This window comes from Parabacteroides sp. AF18-52 (assembly GCF_003479145.1).
GTDB lineage: Bacteria > Bacteroidota > Bacteroidia > Bacteroidales > Tannerellaceae > Parabacteroides > Parabacteroides faecis.
On sequence record NZ_QUGR01000021.1, the window covers coordinates 12,147 to 29,141 of the forward strand.

11 protein-coding genes are annotated in these 16,995 nt (G+C 41.5%); 8 read left to right on the top strand and 3 right to left on the bottom strand.

The genetic code is table 11. The features are described 5' to 3' along the window. Positions 1–25: 25 nt before the first annotated feature. Positions 26–625: a recombinase family protein gene (locus DWX23_RS21830; RefSeq protein ID WP_122352592.1), complete on the top strand. Its 600-nt coding sequence runs from the start codon at positions 26–28 to the stop codon at positions 623–625. Here the strand turns inward: DWX23_RS21830 and corA are convergent. From corA to DWX23_RS21845, 3 genes are read right to left on the bottom strand one after another with little or no spacing between them, the layout of a single operon-like run. Next, positions 622–1,704, bottom strand: a complete 1,083-nt coding sequence (gene corA / locus DWX23_RS21835) for a magnesium/cobalt transporter CorA (RefSeq protein ID WP_122376047.1) — start codon at positions 1,702–1,704, stop codon at positions 622–624. The genes DWX23_RS21830 and corA overlap by 4 nt on opposite strands. 13 nt (positions 1,705–1,717) lie before the next feature. Then, on the bottom strand, positions 1,718–4,189 hold the full coding sequence (locus DWX23_RS21840) for an endonuclease MutS2 (protein WP_122376048.1): 2,472 nt from the start codon (positions 4,187–4,189) through the stop codon (positions 1,718–1,720). 14 nt (positions 4,190–4,203) lie between these two features. Next, the gene (locus DWX23_RS21845; RefSeq protein ID WP_122376049.1) at positions 4,204–5,628 is read right to left on the bottom strand and encodes a PDZ domain-containing protein; all 1,425 of its coding nucleotides are present in this window, start codon (positions 5,626–5,628) and stop codon (positions 4,204–4,206) included. A 221-nt stretch (positions 5,629–5,849) separates the two neighbouring features. Between DWX23_RS21845 and DWX23_RS21850 the strand changes: the two genes are divergently transcribed. From DWX23_RS21850 to DWX23_RS21880, 7 genes are all read left to right on the top strand, one after another. Next, positions 5,850–6,434 carry a nucleotide exchange factor GrpE gene (locus DWX23_RS21850; protein ID WP_122376050.1) on the top strand — a complete coding sequence of 195 codons (585 nt, stop codon included), beginning with the start codon at positions 5,850–5,852 and terminating at the stop codon, positions 6,432–6,434. A gap of 36 nt (positions 6,435–6,470) precedes the next feature. After that, complete coding sequence (dnaJ, locus tag DWX23_RS21855) at positions 6,471–7,631, top strand: molecular chaperone DnaJ (protein ID WP_122376051.1); 1,161 nt, start codon at positions 6,471–6,473, stop codon at positions 7,629–7,631. A gap of 227 nt (positions 7,632–7,858) precedes the next feature. Next, positions 7,859–8,725, top strand: coding sequence for an AraC family transcriptional regulator (locus DWX23_RS21860; protein WP_122376052.1), 867 nt, complete (start codon positions 7,859–7,861; stop codon positions 8,723–8,725). Positions 8,726–9,128: 403 nt separating this feature from the next. Then, positions 9,129–10,943: a hypothetical protein gene (locus tag DWX23_RS21865; RefSeq protein ID WP_147382562.1), complete on the top strand. Its 1,815-nt coding sequence runs from the start codon at positions 9,129–9,131 to the stop codon at positions 10,941–10,943. Positions 10,944–11,029: 86 nt separating this feature from the next. Then, on the top strand, positions 11,030–12,136 hold the full coding sequence (locus DWX23_RS21870; RefSeq protein WP_122376054.1) for a FimB/Mfa2 family fimbrial subunit: 1,107 nt from the start codon (positions 11,030–11,032) through the stop codon (positions 12,134–12,136). Between the two features lie 15 nt (positions 12,137–12,151). Next, positions 12,152–13,945 carry a fimbrial protein gene (locus DWX23_RS21875; protein WP_158607112.1) on the top strand — a complete coding sequence of 598 codons (1,794 nt, stop codon included), beginning with the start codon at positions 12,152–12,154 and terminating at the stop codon, positions 13,943–13,945. Between the two features lie 23 nt (positions 13,946–13,968). Then, positions 13,969–16,935 carry a hypothetical protein gene (locus DWX23_RS21880; RefSeq protein ID WP_147382563.1) on the top strand — a complete coding sequence of 989 codons (2,967 nt, stop codon included), beginning with the start codon at positions 13,969–13,971 and terminating at the stop codon, positions 16,933–16,935. The last annotated feature ends 60 nt before the right edge of the window (positions 16,936–16,995 follow it).

Below are 16,995 nucleotides of genomic sequence, written 5' to 3' on the forward strand. Positions count from 1 at the left end.
CAAAATAGTAAGTAGCAGAAGTTTTATGATAATAGCTTATTTGAGAGTAACTATTGACAAGCAACATCTTGAAACGCAAAAAGATGAAATTACTCGTTATGCGTCAGCAAATGGTTTGGAGATCAGTAAATGGATAACTGATATAGTAGACGGAAAGAGGAAAGAAGGTGAACCTTCCTTGTATCGGTTGATAGACAGAATGAAAAAGGATGACAAGGTGATTATCACGGATATTGCCCGGTTTGGTCGTACCCTTTCCGAAGTGATGACGCTTTTGGGAAAATGTATGGCCCGGGGTATTCATGTATATAGTATCAACGACCGGTATCTGCTAGACAACAGCCTGAATACGGAAGTCGTCTCGGATACCTGTAACCTGGTTTCGGATATCGAGCATCATCTGATGTCTGTCCGGACGAAAGAGGCTTTGAATCATAAGAAAGATAAGGAGGGACTGCAACTGGGACGGCCGAAAGGGACCGATGCGAAGCAGTCTTTGCTGGATGCCAACAAAGAAGAAGTGATGAATATGCTTGAGAGGGGAGATACTGTTGTCATGATCTGCAAGCATTTCAATGTATCCAGAAATACCTATTATCAGTTTAAAAGGAATTACGGACTCTAAAACCAATCTTTCTTTCTCATATATATCCAGGTCAGTATACCGGTAAGGAACATCACTCCCCAGGCAATACCATAGCCGTATTCCCAGTCCAGCTCGGGCATAAGTTTGAAGTTCATTCCCCATACGCCTACCAGGAATGTCAATGGAATGAACAGGGTAGATACGACTGTCAGCCGTTTCATGATCGCGTTCATGCGCAGGTCATTGTTGGAGATATAAAGATCCACCAAAGAAGATATGATTTCCCGGCAACTTTCGGTTGTCTGTATAACGAATTGCAACTGGTCTGACAAATCTGTGTAGACCGGAAGCATGTCGGGACTGATTATCCCGTTTTCGGTACGCAGTAATTTGGGAAATTGTTCTTTCAGGGGTTGGCTGTTTTTACGGATAAGCATATATTCGTGACGGCGTTGCTGGATCATCGAACCCATATTCCCTTGGTCGCTTTTGATATCGAGCAATGTTTCCTCTATATCTTCCAACATTTCCTCCACCTTCGAAGCCGTCTCGACCAGGTTGGCGATGATCGTATTCAGCAGGAAAGCAAGTAAGAGTCCGCTACCTTTTTTCCGCAGGCTCAACATATCTGATTCCAGTGCTTTCATTGTGTTGGCGAAGACTGGGTTGTTGCTTTCCGTAAAAGTAATAACGACATTACCGGTGACCAGGATACTGATGTGTTCGGAGTGTATCTCCATATTGGCATCATAATAACTGGAATTCAGGATAATAAGCATGTGATTCGCATACTCTTCAATCTTTACCACATGTTGAGGTGTCAGGATATCTTTGGCATCCAGATTATGGAGTCCAAAATCGTTTACGATACGTGTGATCGTTTCCGAATCGGTAAGTCCGCTTACTTGAAACCAGTTTACTTTGTTTGGGTCGACCAGTTTATTAAACGAAGTAGTTCCTTTTTTTACTTCAGTCGTGTGGATTCCATCTGAATTGTATTGTGTGAGACGAATGTCGGTTACAGTTTCATGTTCACCGGCATAATAATATTTATCCGACAAATGCCGGTTTGAAATATGTCTGCGCCTATGCAAATGTGTTCCCTCTTTTCGTCTCATAGCTACAATTGTTTTAATCCAGTTCTACAACAGTGATACCTGCACCACCAAACTGGACATGCTCATCGTGGTAATGCTCGACACCCGGAACCGAATGCAGATAGTCGCGTATCAGTTGCCGTAGGATACCCGTACCTGTTCCATGCAGAATACGGACTCGCCCAGCTCCGACCTGGATGGCATCGTCAATGAAATAGGTGACAGCTTGCAGTGCTTCATCGCCCCTCATACCTCTAACATCTATCTCTTGCTTAAAGTTCAGTTTTTTCTCGTGCATATGATCGGTCGTACCCACACTGACAAAGGTGCTTTTCTGAATTTCTTTCTTGATCTGGCCTTTGCTTACTTTTTCCAGTTGTTCGAGTTTTACAGTACTTTTTATCATACCGAATGCTACAACGGCTTGTTTTCCTTGAAGTTCCATAACTGTCCCGGCAGAAACTTGTCCTTTTAAACGCACATTGTCGCCGACTTCGATCACGTCACGGTTGAACGCTTGTTTGGTGGGCGGGGAATTCTGCTTTTGCTTTTTACGCTCTTTCCGTTCCTGCAGTTTCGCCATTTTGCGAGCTATCTTGTCATCTTCCTCGCCGGTTGATTCGATAGATGTTTTGAACTCTTCCAAGGCTTTACGGGCAAGTTTGGTTTGTTCTTTTTCTGCCTGCGCCTCTTTGATCTCGCGAACTGTATTTTCGATCTTTGCATTTGCTTCGGCCAGTATTCGCTGTGCTTCAGCCTTTGCTTCGCGCATGATCTCTTTACGTTGCTTATTTACCTCCTCCAGATCCTTTTCGTAGCGGGATGTGATATCTTCCAGTTTCTTTTCACGCTGGCGGATATTCTGGCGTTTGCTTTCCCAGTAACGCTTGTCGCGGACGATATCCTGCAGGTATTTGTCCATATCGATATAATCGGAACCGACTTTCGCAGAAGCATCCGCGATCACATCTTCCGGTAACCCGATCTTCCGTGCGATTTCGACGGCAAACGAACTACCCGGGTTTCCGATCGACAGTTTGAACAGCGGTTGCATCAGGTGGCGGTCATATAACATGGCACCGTTTACAATGCCTTCCGTATCTTCTGCAAAATGCTTCAGGTTCTGATAGTGGGTCGTGATCACACCGAAACTACGGTTCCGGTTGAACCGGTCGAGTAGCGCTTCGGCTATCGCACCGCCGATCTGGGGTTCCGTACCGCTACCGAACTCATCGATCAGGATGATTGTCTTTTCATCGCAGTTCCTGACGAAGTACTTCATATTAGTCAGGTGGGAACTATATGTACTCAGGTCATTCTCGATACTCTGTTCATCGCCGATATCGATAAAGATACGGGAGAATATCCCGGTACGCGAACTTTCGTGCAACGGGATCAGCAGACCGCACTGCATCATATATTGCAGCAAACCTACCGTCTTCAGACAAACGGATTTACCACCCGCATTCGGACCGGAAATGATCAGTATGCGCTTCTCCTCACTCAATGTGATATCGAGCGGGATAACCTGCTTGTCCTGTTTTTGCAAAGAGAGGTAAAGTAGCGGATGAACGGCACGTGCCCAGTCTACCTGTTGTATATTCTCGACAACCGGTTTGATCCCTTTCACCTGTTCTGCAAAAAGAGCCTTGGCACGGATAAAATCTATATCTGCCATAAACTCATACGACTGCAGGATATCCGGAACCATCGGGCGTACTATATTGGTAAACTCTGTCAGGATCTTCATGATTTCCCGGCGTTCGTCACCTTCCAGTTCCCGTACCCGGTTATTGGCTTCTACGACGACTTCCGGTTCGATGAAAACTGTTTTACCGCTTGCCGATTCGTCATGCACGATCCCTTTGATCTTCCTTTTGAAAGCCGGAGCGACAGGTATCATCAGACGTCCGTCACGCATGGTCGGAGTCACGTCTTTATCGACCACACCTTCCGATTGGGCGCTTCGCAGAATGGATTGCAGGCTGCGGGAAATACCGCTCATCGTTGCTGTAATCTCTTTTCTGATCTGTGCCAGGGTGGGCGAGGCATTGTCTTTAACTTTCCCGAACTTGTCGAGAATGGAGTCGATCTTTCCGATCAGTTGGGGAAATACCAGTATGTCACCCGCCAATGCAGTAAGAGCCGGATAAGCGATCTCTTCCTCTTCAGTCGGACGGAAGAAACAGACGATATCGTTGATTGTCTGTAGGGAACGTTTCAGGTCAAACAGTTCCTTTTCATCCAGCCAGGTTCCTTCCGGACGTATCCTTTTCAGTGAATAACGTACATCGAAAAAGAAACTGGCAGGAAATTCTACCTCTCCATGCAGGATACGGACAAACTCATCTGTTTGTTCCAGACGTTCAATAACGGTTGTATAATCGGCAGAGAATTCCATCTCTGCTACCCGCTCTTGTCCCAGCAGGCTTAAACATTTATCGGAAATTAAACGGCGTACTTTATCGAACCCCGTTTTTTGTTCAAAGTTTTGTGGGTATATCACGTTTATTTATATGCTTATTTTATCTCCACCGTAATCTCCCTGCGGATAGTAGGGCGGACGATGATTTCCATTTTGTTCTTGCCCCGTTTGATATCGAACGTACAGGCATTGTTACCTGCCGGATTGACATAAGGAGCATAATAATATAAGTAGGAGAAAGCTCCTACATTGCCGGAACTTTGTAAAGCATCGGCAACCTTAGGGTAGTTGAATGTATCCCAGTACATACAGCGTTTGAAACCATTGGCATCCGTAAACTGTGTTTTAGGATCGCGATATTTCATCGTTTTGGAAATGAAGTTCTTATAGCCTGCTGTAAATTCTTCTGCGGAATAATTCATCTTGTTATTATTGATCTTTTCGATCACATCGCGCGGACGAAGTCCGGATGCGTAAGCGGGCGAATTGCGGTCGACATCCGTAATCAGTTCCAGACGGTCGATGTCATAGCTGATACCCGTATAATTATAGGTTCTCTGATTTACTTTATATAATACATTCCGGCCATATTTTACGTACGGATATTGCATCAGCATCAGCGGCACATGTATACGGGCATATTCTTCCAGTTTGTAGGAATCTTCCAGCAACTCGTTTGCTTCACATTCCCAGAGGATACGGCCCGGAACAAATGCCTGGTCGATCATACGGAAACCGAACTGCAACAGGTATTCTGCTTCCGCCTCTGCCGCCGAATTACCCAGGAACGGGAAAGTGTCCATTTTGCTCACTGTAAAATTATAACGGTAAGTCGGTTCCTTATCTATCATAACTTTGTTCGCTCCTTTAAAGTTCGGATTCTTATCGAAGAAGTAAAATGTCTGTATCAGGATATCCGGCTGGACGATATCTACGGTCAAACCTTTTTTAGTCATTTCTTTTTCGATACATTCGTTAATGGCAGTTTCCAGTTTACGGTTGTTTTCATCGATTGTTGCGAATGCAAATGTCTTGAATTTGCCGAAGTTGACAGAATCCGGTGTTACCACGGTTTTGAAAGGACAGGTAAAGTTCCGTTCGCTGGTCGTTTCCAGGCTGTACATTGAAAAAGCCGATGCCAGTTGGTCTTCCGTGATCGAGTTGACCTTTTTGCAATCTTTTTTTACCATCACCTGCTTAGTCGGTACGGCAAGATTGGAGATAGTGAGTATCACTTCATTTTTACCGGCAGGGTTCAATAGCTCTGCAATCTCCTGTGGTGAAACTTCCGTCGATTGCACTCCGTCTATCGCTTCCAGGATATCGCCCTGTTTCACTCCTGCAAGTTCTGCCGAAGAATAAGGAATGACTCCTGTAACAACGGGTTTATATTTTCCCCAGTTATTACTTTGACTGATATCGTAAGTGAATCCTAATCTACAGATCGACGCGTTCCGGTTCTGTGCATAGCCGGTTAAGAATGCAAATAACAGTAATATGGATAAAACAACTCTTTTCATAATGCCAGTAATTCTATTATAGTATTAATAATACCTGTTTATACCTAAATATACAGGCAAAGGTAAAGATATTTTTGTTGAGTATGAATAGTTGGCAGCATATTTGATATTATTCCGGTGAATGATCGCAGGGATAACTTTTTCTATATGTGGAATGTTAGTAGAGGAAGGTTGTCGTATTATGCTGACAATTAGGTAATAATAAAAAAATTAAGATAGTTATGAGCAAGATGAATTTTAACGGAAAGAAAGAAACGGCTGGAAAGAATGAATGTCAGAACAACGAGGAAGCGACAAATTTGCAGCAGGAACAGGAAAATGCGGCAGAAGAATGTGCGCAGACTGACATTGTGACCGAAGAATTGGAAGAGTTGAAAAAGAAGTATGACGAATTGAACGACTCTCATCTTCGTTTGATGGCAGAATTCGATAATTACCGTAAACGTACTTTGCGTGAAAAGGCAGACCTGATCAAGAATGGTGGTGAAGCCGCCCTGAAAAACTTGCTTCCGGTTGTAGATGATTTTGAGCGTGCATTGCAGAACATCCGCAAATCGGACGACGTGGAAGCTGTGAAAGAAGGTGTAGAGCTTATCTATTCCAAATTTATGGCTTATCTGGCCCAGCAGGGAGTGAAAGTTATTGAAGCGGTAGGTCAACCATTCGACACCGAAATGTTTGAAGCTGTAGCTACGATTCCTGCTCCGGAACCTGGCATGAAGGGAAAAATCCTGGATTGCGTACAGACCGGTTATACTTTAAATGATAGAGTGCTTCGTCACGCTAAAGTAGTGGTAGGAGAATAAGCAATATGCTAGAGGGCAAATAACAACAATACAAAGATGGCTAAAAGAGATTATTACGAAGTGCTGGAGGTGGAAAGAACCGCCACAGTGGAAGAAATTAAGAAAGCATATCGGAAAAAAGCGATCCAGTTCCACCCGGACAAGAATCCTGGTGATGCGGAAGCAGAAGAGAAATTCAAAGAAGCTGCCGAAGCGTATGACATATTGAGTGATGCTCAGAAACGTCAGCGTTATGACCAGTTCGGACACGCCGGAGTAGGAGGCGCCTCTCAGGGAGGTGGCTTTGGTGGGGCCGGAATGTCAATGGAAGATATTTTCTCTCAGTTTGGAGACATCTTTGGCGGGCACTTTGGCGGATTTGGTGGTTTCGGTGGTTTTGGCGGAGGCTCACGTGGCGGCCGTCGTGTGAACCGTGGTTCGGATTTGCGTGTGAAGGTAAAGCTGAACCTGAAAGAGATCGCTAACGGAGTAGAAAAGAAGATAAAAGTCAAAAAGTACGTTCCCTGCAGCAAGTGTCACGGTAGTGGTGCGGAAGACGATCACAGCTCTAAAACTTGTGAAACCTGTCATGGAAGTGGTGTGGTGACCCGCATTGCCAATACGATCCTGGGGCAGATGCAGACACAGTCGACCTGTCCTACCTGCGGTGGTGAAGGCAAGATCATCACTAAAAAATGTACGCAGTGTACCGGTGAAGGTGTTATGCGTGACGAAGAAGTTATTACGATCAATATCCCGGCAGGTGTGGCAGAAGGCATGCAGTTGTCCATGAGCGGCAAGGGTAATGCTGCCCGTCATGGCGGTGTGAATGGTGACCTTTTGATCCTGATCGAAGAGGAATCGCATCCGGAACTGATCCGCGATGAGAATGACTTGTTATATAACTTGTTGTTAAGCGTTCCCCAGGCCGCTTTGGGAGGAACTGTCGAAGTACCGACCATCGACGGGAAAGCGAAGGTGAAGATCGAACCGGGTACACAGCCGGGTAAGGTATTACGTCTCAGAAACAAGGGACTTCCTTCCGTGAACAGTTACGGAACGGGTGACCTCCTTGTCAATGTAAGCGTATATATTCCTGAGACGTTGTCTGCTTCAGAAAAAGAAACATTGACCGGCCTGGAAAACTCGCCGAATTTCCAGCCGAACCGTACGATGAAAGAAAAGATCTTCAGCAAATTCAGACATATGTTTGATTAAATATCTGTTTCTGTCATTCATTTGACAGGAGAGGGGTGCCATAGAAGTTTTATAATGAGACTTTTGCGGTACCCTTTTCTGTTTTTTGTCATAAATGAGAGGTGTTTTATTTTATGTAAGCCTTGTTTTTTCACTTGATGAAGAATATTTTCGTCAGTATAAAAATATTATATTAAAAAAGTAAATATATTTGCTACGCCTCGTTTTAATAACGAGGTAAGAAATTTATGTGTGCAGAAAAAAATGAGGGATTTGAAAAATGCATGCGCTTTCAATCTGAAACCGGTTTCAGATTGATCATCCTTGACAAGGATGATCATATCGCTGCTAATAATATTGAGTTTTGTAATTTAGTGTTTGTGCTGGAGGGCGAAATCGAGTTTTCATCGAGCGATTTCTTGCGGCAGAGGTTCAAACAGGATGATTTTTTCTTCCTGCCTCATGCGACAGGTATATATGGAACTGCTGTGGTTGATTCGCGTGTCCTATTACTTTCGTTTGGTAACAGGGTGGAGCTTCCGTGTGACAATTGTACCCTTTATAGTTATGTGAAGAGTTATAATTATGTAAAGGAGGAGAAAGATGTCTCCAATCTTTTTCGGCCATTACAGGTGACTCCCCAAGTGAAGCTTTTTGAAGATCAGATGGTGAGCTATTTGTTGGCTGCTAAGAAGATACCATGTGATTATCTGTACGATTTGAAGCAAAAGGAACTGTTCATCATTCTTACCTATAATTATACCCGAAAGGAACTGGCCGAGTTTTTCTATCCTGTATTAGGATATGGGACCAGCTTCAAACAACGTTTCCAGGCGATCTATAGAAATGGTCTCTCCATTAGTGAGATCGCTTCGAAGATGAATATGTCGCTTCGTACTTTTTCCCGCAAATTTTATGTTGAGTTCGGTGAACCGGCGCGTTACTGGCTACTTAAGCAGAAGGCAAAGAATATCAGGCTGAAATTATCCATACCGGGAATAACTATTTCCGATATTATTATGGAGTTTGATTTTACCGATATGTCTCATTTTACCAAGTTTTGTAAACATTTTTATGACTGTACGCCTGCAGAGCTGATGCGGCAGATAAAGTAGAAAACAGTTTACTTCCCACCTTTCATTTATGACATTGTATCCTGATATAAATAAACAACAGTCTAAGTTAATTTATGTTAGGATACGATGTGTTTTACATATTTCAATATACTTTTCATTACTCTGTTTTATAAATTGATTATAAGGGAATGACGATTTTTTATTCGTGACGTTTGGATACAAAACAATGTCTTTTAAATACATATTCATTGGTTTTATTTTTGATAATTTCGCTATTAGAAAAGTTTGTAAAAAGCAAATGTTTGATCGTCTGAAATAAAAACGTCTAAAGTACAATCCCTTTGCTCGTTTTCCGTCTCGACAATCAGAATTTTACTATTCTGATCTATATAAATGAATATTTATAAGTACGGATTAATTAACCTATATAATATTGTATAATATGAAAAAAGTATTTATTATGGCGATAGCCGCCATATCCCTCATTGGGTGTAATAAAGATGAGGGGGTGATTAACAATGACGATGCAGTGGTAAATCTGAGGATACACGTCGATAAAACTGTAACGAAAGCGATTGAAACCGGTCATCCTTCTAAACAAACGTATGCTCCCAAAATTTATTCCGCTTTGGTTATTCCTTATAATAGTTATGGAGTATCATTGGGTGAAATAAAATTGACCGATGATCAGCTGGGTAAGGCATTGTATGGAAATTATATTTTAGCAGGAACTACTGTTGATTCAAATACTCAACCTGAAGGTGTTACAATAGGTATGCCTGCCGGAACGACTCATGTAGACGTATTATTAAATCGTCCTTCTACGGATGACGGTACTACAAATATTAATTATTTTAATTATAGAGATAATAAAGGGAAAGGAGATAATCCTTATAAAGAAGGTACTGATAATTTTGAACGGGTAACCCTTGTTACGAAAGATTATGGACGTGGTGCTGCTTTGGAAGGCCACCTTGATAGTAATACGACCGGAAAGGATGGAAAGCCTGTCTATAAAATGACTTATGAGGTTTCACCCAGTTTGGCTCGTTTGGAAGTATATGGAGGTATTCAGGTCGCTGAAGAAGAAGAATGGAAAGATTATTTTGGTCGTAAATGGAAAACAATGCCTAAAACTGACATGGAAACTAAATTTGATGAAGCGGCCAGAACAAAATATGGTATTGTTGTAGGGACTGGTACAAGTGGTAATGGTTTTCCTGATGACAAAGCTTATATTCCGGATCATTATTGGCATGTCCAAGCAGGAAAAACGTTGTCTCAACCGGAAAAAAATACTGAATATATTATGGGGGGAAGTAAAGGAACTGTTGCTACAGAAGCGGAGATAGACGACGATACTAATAATATTGATTTCGGATGGGTCCTTGTGCCTGATTTTGGGACTTTACCCAATGCAGAGTCTGTTAAATGGTTTCCCAATTACTACTATGCAGTTGATGTAGAGGAAATTTATGTAAATAATATAAAGGTACGTGATGCTTCCCGTGATCCTTTTATGCTTCCGTGGCCCGGGAGTGAGGCTGCAGCCGGATGGCCGGATTGGTACAAAGCTTATCATGAAAAAGGATGGCATACAGCCGGTACTTCTGAAAATAATACTTTCTTATGCATGGGGAATATGTGGGATCGTATAGTGGGAAGTAATGCCAATGTTATAAAGGTACAATACCCGAGTGTTACTAGTTTAGGAACAAAAGATGAAATGGAGATCTATGTAGGTAAAACAACTCCAGTGACGGATAAAGGCCAGTATTGGAATACGACGATAGGTGGAGGTGCATCTGCTAATCGTAATATAGGCATAGTAAAAGATAAAACATCTGCTTTTCAGATTTATGCTCAGTCATCGAACCGTACAACGAAAGAGGCATTGGCAAATGAGTTACCTCATGTTATTTTGAAAGTGAAAGCTTATGAGAGCAAAACCGCTTATGAAAGCACTGAAAAAGAGAAGTATGCTTCAGGAAAAGAATTTATTACAATGAAAGTCTTTACAGTGAATGGTTCTGTCAACAATGATTTTCTTACCTCATTTCAGGCCGGATATATTTACAGGATCGATTTGAATAGCCTGATCTCTGCTTTTGTCGGTAAAATACCTGTTCCCGGAGGAGTTGCAACAGTAGATCCGAAAGATCCGATTGATCCGGATCCGGAGATGCCGGGTGTAAATGTGGTGGTTAGTGTGAAAGTTAATCCGTGGAAAGTGACGGATATCACTCCTTCTATTTAATAAACAGTCTGATTGAACAAAGGCTTTTATCAGAGAAGGCCTTGAAAAAGGAATTCTCTGATAAAGTTTTTTAATCTAAAGAAACAATGACGTTTGAAAAAGAAATAGCTCTGCTTTTTTCCGTAGTCTTGCTACCGCTATATGGTTGTATCTATGAGGATTTGCCGGAATGCCCTCCCCAGAATGGAGTGGTACTTAGTTATGACTTCTTATGTAATATGGAGTATAAAGATGAGTTAGGAGAAGCTGTGCAAGATCTGAAAACGTTTGTATTTGATAGTAATGGAATTTTATGTGATACTTTACGCCCTCCGGTAGGTTCAGGAGAATTATGTTTAGGATGGCAGCGTAAGATCGATCTGGCCCCTGGTGTGTATACGATCGTTACATGGGCCGGGAGTGAAGAGTTTGATCGGGATTTTCAGATATTACAGTCAACCTGCGCGACGGATGAAAGTGTTTGTAGCCCGGTTATAGGGAAAACAAATCTGAAAGATTTTCGTGTTTTTTTGAATTACAATATTAATCTGGCAGATAATGACAGGGCAATTCCTCAGACCCGGCAATTCAAGGATCTATTTCATGGACTGGTGGAAAATGTAGTAGTGGAGAAAGATAAGGAAACTCTTGTCCATACATCGTTGATAAAAAACACAAATGTAGTGCGTGTCGGCATTGGTGGGTGGCCGAAGACTGGAATAAACTCTGAAAATATTCAGGAAAACTGGGATATACATATTTCCGGAAGAAATGGCCATTATAAATATGATAATACGATTAAAGAATATGCGCCTTTATTGACATATACCACTTACGATATGAATCTTAGTTCCGACACAGTCTATGCCTATATAAAAGTCATGAGGTTGATGGGAGAGGAGGAGGAAGACCCTTTCTCCAATGCACCTCTTTATCTGGATGTAGTGTATAAACCGACCAATCTGGTTGTATGCCGGAATCTTGATATCATAAAGGTGATATTGGATAGTCGTATTCCTCTTCGTGATGAGAAGGGGAATATAGAAACCGACAGTAACGGTGATCCCATAATGGTCCTGCCTGGTGTAGAATATCTGGATAGACAGGATTTTTATACGATTGATTTTGAAGAAACGGAAAGTGAAGGTAATATTCGTTTCACTATTTATGTAAATGGATGGAAAGTCCAGGATATTTATCCTGTATTTCCCTAAAATGGACAAATGGAGATGAAAGGATTGTTTCAAAAATATAGGCTGAACCTCTTAACCGGTTGTTTGTTGCTGGTTTTCGGTATATGTGGTTGTGAACAGGAAGTTCTTATCGACCAGAAAACAGAGACAACCGATCATACAGATGCTATCTGTATTGTAACCCGTGTTTCGTCGGATATTGGAGCTGGTGAGGCAAAAGCTTCGGATAAAGAAAATGCGATTCGTTCTTTACGGTTGTTTGTTTTTTCATCCGATGGCAAAACGATGCTTCTCAACAAATATTTCCTGACATCGGATGCCGCAGGAGAAATCCCTTCTAATACATTTACTTATTTTGTCAAGACGGCTGATGATGAATTTAAAATTTCGGAACTTTTAAAGAAACAAAACATCATTATTTGTCTGGTAGCAAATGAATTGAAATCGATGGACGGTACGCTTACCTACGAACAGGTAAGAGATGCGCGTCTTGATTTCTCGTCCATTTATGATTCAAATGGAATGTTGGACATTTCTCTTGCTGGTCAGGGGAATGCTTCGAATAAAGGATATATTCCGATGTATGCTGAAACCAAATCGCTTAGTACTGATGAATGGAATGCCGGTCAGGGGAAAATAATCAATATGTCGCTGATCCGGTCGGTGGCTAAAGTTGTATTGCAAATAACGAAGGGGACTTTGTCGGGTAATGATTGGGATAATAATGTAGAAGTGACATTTAAGGAAGCCTCAGTGGTTCGTATACCGCAATATGGTTTTATGGGGTTGGGAGCACTCCCTTATGAGGGTTCACAAATATCGACGACGACAAGTCCATTCGATTCGTATGTGGTTAGTAAATCTTCATCATTACCTTCTTCCAAACAACTCGTTTTTTATGTGCCGGAGTTTATTATGAGCCAATCTAATAATCAGCAATATTCTTATCTGCAAATTACGGCAGATTATCATACGGATACAGAGGATCTGAAAACTACATACAAAATTCCATTGGGAAACGGAGTTCAGCAATTATATAATAATTCAGGGAAGCAGATTAATGATTTATCTCAGTCGGAATTAAGTCTTACCCGGAATACGCAGTATAATGTAAATGCAACGGTTTCTTCCATAGGCACATTGGCCATTTTCCAAATAGAACTAAATGTAACCGGTTGGACTAAAACAGAAGAAATTAGCGGATCGGTAAATACGCCTGTCTTAAATGTAACGAGTAAAGATATCCCGATGTCTGTAGAAACGGTACGGGTCTTTTTCTGGACAAATCAGGAGGAAGTATTTATAGAAGAGGAAGGTATTGCCTATGATGGCAGTAAATTCAACGTAAATAATCTCTTTGATAATCTGGCAGGCCAGGGAGTGTCTAATTTTCATCTTTTTAAAAGTCAGGAGAGTTCATATTATCCATATAACGGATATATGGATATTAAGTTTGTATCCTCTGATACATATAACAATAACAACAAATATACATTGATACTGAATGCCGGCGGATTGAAAAGAACTGTAGTGATCGAATCCAATCCGGTTGTTGCACAAATTATATTCAATGCTAATGGAGGAAGTGGCTCTACCAATCCTTGTGAGGTAAGATATAGTCAGCTGGAAGGGATGGCCATCCTTGGAAAAGAAATAACAGTTCATAGTGTAGATATCCCGGTTTTTATTTCTCCTTCCGGCATGGTATTTTCAGGTAAATGGACATATACATCATCCGGGGCGGAAGTTCCGGACGATGGAAATGGTAATCTCACGGTAACGTTACATGGGAGTACTACGTATTTGAGTGCTTTGTGGATCGATAAGTAATTTAGAGAATGAAAGGAAAGGATATGAAACATTTGTTTTTGGGGCTGGTGTGGTTTATCTATCTGTTTTTTCTCAGTTCATGTGTGGATGAGCAGTTGGTAAAACCAGGCGTAAAAGATGTGCAGTTACGTTTTACGATTGTTATGGCTGATGAAGAAGTAATGGATACACGTGCCGGAGAAAATAGATCCGGAGGGATAAATAGTGTCTATGTTGTGGTTGTTAAAGATGAAGCAGATCCTGGTGATGCAAGGATTCTGGCATCGTCAGAAGCTAACTCGGTAGGAGATAATACGTACAGAGCGGATTTAAAAGATGAAAATCTGAAAGGAAAGATGTATGTTTTTGCCAATATAGCTTCTTATCTGTCAGGGCAGCAACTGGGTGGAATTACAACATTAGGAGAGCTACAGGAGGCATTGAAGATAAAGTTATCGACGGCGAAAGTTGAAGGAAAGGATTACATAATAGCAGACCCTTCTTTTCCTCCAATGGTTTCAGAACCTGAGTCGTATGATAGTTCTGATCCAACAACCCTTTCTTTTGAATTAAGTCCTTCCACAGCAAAAGTTACAGTAATAAATAACTCTGGAAATGATCATTATACATTATTGGGAGCTAATATGGGAAATGCTCCACTTGAAGGATATGTCTTTCCCAATAACCAACAGATAGAAAACATAGGCCGAGCTTCGTACGCAGGTGTTGTTTCCGGTAATACATATTCTCCGGAATATATGATGCGCGGTGTGCCTAAAGACTCAAAAGAAACCGAACCGTTATATCTTTTCGAGGCACCGGTAAAAAAAGATGATGAAGGTGTATTTGTTATTATCAAAGGGGAATATGATGGTGTTCCCGGATATCATCGGTTAAATATATGGAAGAAAGAAGCAGGGAGTAGTAATCAACAATATTTGCCGATAGAACGCAATACCTACTATAAAATAAATATTCAAAAGATATCTTCAGCCGGTTATGCTACCGCTGCAGATGCAATGAAAAATCCGGCATCAAACCGGGATATTCAGTTTAATATTGATGTTACTGATTTGAATTCGCATGATATAGTTTCTAACGGGGAACAGTATCTGGGTGTTTCAAATAGTACTTTGATTTTATACGATAATATAAAAAGTGGAATACGTAGGGATGTGGAAGCAGTAAATGTTAGTTATACCGTTCCGACTGATGGGGTAACCGCCTGGGGGGAAGGCTCTGTGACAACTTCTGGTAATGGATTGACTTTTAGCGATGGCAAAACGACTCAATCATTGGCTCTTACGGAGACAAAAGATAAGCCGATAAAGATAAACTGTTCGCCGGACTTGACGGAAGGCTCCCTTATTTTCCGGATAGGCAATTTAAGTAAAGTGGTAAAAGTTATTCGTCGCAGCACTTTGCCTGCCGTACCGGAAGAAATGTCGTTTGAAAATGTAACGATTGGCAACAGGGCCATGGAAATGAAAGATAAGGTGCTTTTCGGAGATGATTCCGGAAAATATGGAACAGACAACGGAAATGAATCTTATGAGAGTCGTACAGGTAAGCTATATGCCCTTGTTTCAGCCAATGTAGGATATAATAATAGTGTATCTGAGCGTGACGGAGAGTTTTATGTCGCAAGTTCTAAGGATGATGGCCGGACTAAAGTGATGTTTCATCAGGAAAAACTGGATGTTTATACCGGATTAGCCCAAATACGGCCTTATACTTTTGTCGGAACTTTCCATCGTTGGAATCAAAAGGCTGAACGTATTATTCGTATCCGTTCTTTTGAAAAAGACCGGACAAAAAAATGGACTGCAGTTGTTATTGTAGGGCAGGATTTTATAGAGTTAGATACAGATAAGAGTAATGATAGCAAAATATCCCTAAACCCGTATGGTTGGGATGACCCGGATAATCCTACAAGCTATGATCCGGAAGAACCTCTGTATTCTACAGATGAAGCAATTGAGGCTAATTGTTGTTTCACAGAGAATCAGAAAGGTAAATCATTGGTCACAGGAACAGCTGACAATATCTATTTTCGTGTGGGTTTGAAAAGTACATTGAGTAGTCAGGAAACAGCTCCCCGTTATGGATTGATAGCTTTCATTCATTCGGGAGGAACTCACCTGATCTATGTACGGCAGGGGGAAGAACCTGATTATCTGATGCGTCCGTATGATCCTGTAACGGATGAAAATAGCGGAACTGTCGTGTTATCAAGACGTCCTAAAGCTGTAAAGATACAGCCTTATAATATTACAGTGAAGGGAGGTGCAAAAAAAGTAGAGGTTGTACAAAATGGAGGAATTTATACTTCATACCCTTCTATGGGTGGTTATTTTTTTCAAGGTAATTCGAATGTGGCATATTATCCTGTCGGCACTGCCAGTGAGGTAGGATGGAGTAATTATTCTTCAACCGGAGATTATAGTGATGCAAGGAATGTTTGTCCATCCGGTTATCGCCGGCCGGCCGATGGAGTGAATGGTAATGCCGGTTATATAGAGGGATCGGAGATGCGTCAGTCTTTTTGGTTATATCCCCAAAATGGCGTAGCGACTTCTGATTATGGTAATATGCTTCGTGGATATATTGCAGATGGTTATTTTGACAGAAAACCTATACGTATCCCAAATACGCAAGGGAGATCCAACGAGGGTTTTAATATTTATATGTCGGAAACAGTAAATGGAACAACTTACCGTATTCCAACTATGGTGGGAGATGAAACAAATATTGGTTATGCGGGTATGCTTGTTTACAATCCTTATAACTATGCCTCTATTTTCATTCCTTCATCCGGATCTCGTAGTGGACAAACGCGGAGAGGGGAGCTTATCGGTACAGGCGGAGAATTTAATCTATGGTCAAGTACGATGAATAGCAATCAGATGTGGTATTTGGCAACTGGCTATTATTCTAGTAAGTTTGTTTTTGATACTTATTTGTCGATTGCTTCTATGGAAGGGTTTTCTGTTCGGTGTGTGAAAGAGTGATGTAGGTATGTAATTATCCAAAAAAGAAGAATGCCTCTTTACCTTCCGGTATTGTAGGCA